This is a genomic window from Henriciella sp. (assembly GCF_049649345.1).
In the GTDB taxonomy this organism is placed as follows: Bacteria; Pseudomonadota; Alphaproteobacteria; order Caulobacterales; family Hyphomonadaceae; genus Henriciella.
This window is the reverse complement of record NZ_JBARZC010000053.1, coordinates 1-1,866: the sequence shown is the minus strand read 5'-3', so window position 1 is coordinate 1,866 and position 1,866 is coordinate 1. Positions and strand designations below refer to the sequence as shown.

Annotated in this window: 1 protein-coding gene and 1 pseudogene; both read left to right on the top strand. The window is 60.0% G+C overall.

All coding sequences use genetic code 11. From position 1 onward, the window contains the following. The coding region (gene secD / locus WA989_RS01375; RefSeq protein ID WP_424338739.1) for a protein translocase subunit SecD at positions 1–1,336 on the top strand (1,336 nt) is incomplete at its 5' end. Positions 1,337–1,353: 17 nt separating this feature from the next. Next, positions 1,354–1,866, top strand: a pseudogene (locus tag WA989_RS01370) (protein translocase subunit SecF); the annotation flags it as partial.

The window sequence follows — 1,866 nt, the reverse complement described above, 5'->3', positions numbered from 1 at the left end:
CATAGAACGTGACGTGCCGGAACTCGAAGGCAGCACATTGCCGATCCGGCTTCGCAATCCTGACCAGATGGATGACGCGGTTCGCCGCCTTCGCCGCGTCAATCCGACGATTGGCGCCACCGGCAATCAGGAAGTCATGACGATTTCACGCACCAGCGATGACCTGATCCGGATCACGGTCTCAGACGCCGCAAAACAGGCCCTCGCGGCAGATGCTCAGAACAAGATGATCGAGATCATCCGCAGACGTCTCGACCCAGATGGTGTGAGCGAAGTCGGAATCACGCCGCAGGGCGACACGCGGATCGTCATCGAGGCGCCGGGCGAAGCTGACCCTCGCCGGATCAAGAATATTCTCGGCCAGGCAGGCCGCCTCACCTTCAACATGGCTGATCGCAGTGAGTCGGCAATTTCTGCCGCTCAATCCACGCGCCCACGCCGCGGGTGGGAGCTGGTCGCCGATGACCGGGGCGTCGCGATGCTGATCAACCGGACACCAGTTGTGACGGGCAGCGATATCGCCTCTGCCAATCAGGGTTTCGACCCGGATGATAACTCGCCAGCCGTGAATTTCCGCCTGACAGGAAGCGGAGCGGAGCGCTTCGGCAGGACTACCGCCAGCAATCGCGGTGAATTCTTTGCAATCGTGCTCGACGGAACCGTCATGTCGGCGCCGCGCATCAACGAGCCGATCTGGGGCGGAAATGTGCAGATCACTGGTCAGTTTTCCATGTCGGAAGCCCAGGATCTCGCAGCAATCATCGAAGCAGGCGAACTGCCGGCCAAACTGAACTTCATCGAAGAACGGACCGTCGGGCCGGGTCTTGGTGCAGACTCTATCAAGGCCGGCACGCGGGCCAGCATGATTGGCCTCGCGCTTGTCGCGATCTTTATGATCCTCGCCTATGGCGTCGTCGGTGGCTTTGCTGTCGCGTCACTGCTTGCGAACATCATCCTTATTCTCGGCGCCCTCTCGGGGCTCGGCGCAACGCTCACGCTACCTGGTATTGCCGGTATCGTGCTGACAATCGGTATGGCGGTCGACGCGAATGTGATTGTGTTCGAACGTATTCGAGAGGAGCAAAGGGCAGGGCGGTCACCGAACACAGCGGTGATTGCGGGCTATGAGCGCGCCCTGGCCACGATCCTCGACGCCAACATCACCACTTTCATCGCCGCGTCCATTCTCTACATGCTCGGCTCCGGCCCCGTGAAGGGCTTTGCTGTGACCCTCGCCATCGGCATCATTACGTCAGTGTTCACGGCTTTCGTTGTCACCCGCTGGTTCACCGCCATGTGGTTGCGCATATTCAAGCCGCGCAAGCTCTCGATCTAGAAAGGGAGACCGGACAAATGCTTCTGCAATACTGGCCTCAGAAAACCGATATCAGGTTCATGTCGTTCCGCTTTCCAGCGATCGTGTTCTCCCTGATCCTGATTGCCGCATCGTTCGGCCTGATCTTCACCAAAGGGCTGAATTTCGGGATCGACTTTGCCGGCGGCTCGGTCATCGAGATCGAGCAGCCTGAAGGCGTCGATGAGCAGGACGTCCGCGGGGTCGTCGGTGACCTCGGTCTTGGCGAAGTGCAGGTCAACGCAGCACGGGGAACCGGCGTCGATGGTCTTGAGGTCATCGTGATCCGGTTTGCCACGCAGGAAGCAGAAGACGGCGACCAGGAAGCGGCCCAGCAGAATGCGAACAATTTTGTCCGGGCATCACTGGAAGAGGCGTTTCCGGGCGTGAACATCAGAAGTTCGGCGGCCGTGGGCCCCAAAGTGTCAGGCGAGCTGCTTCGAAGCGGACTCATCGCGCTCGGCGTCGCGCTGGCGCTGATGATGCTCTACATCTCGGTACGGTTCCAGTAC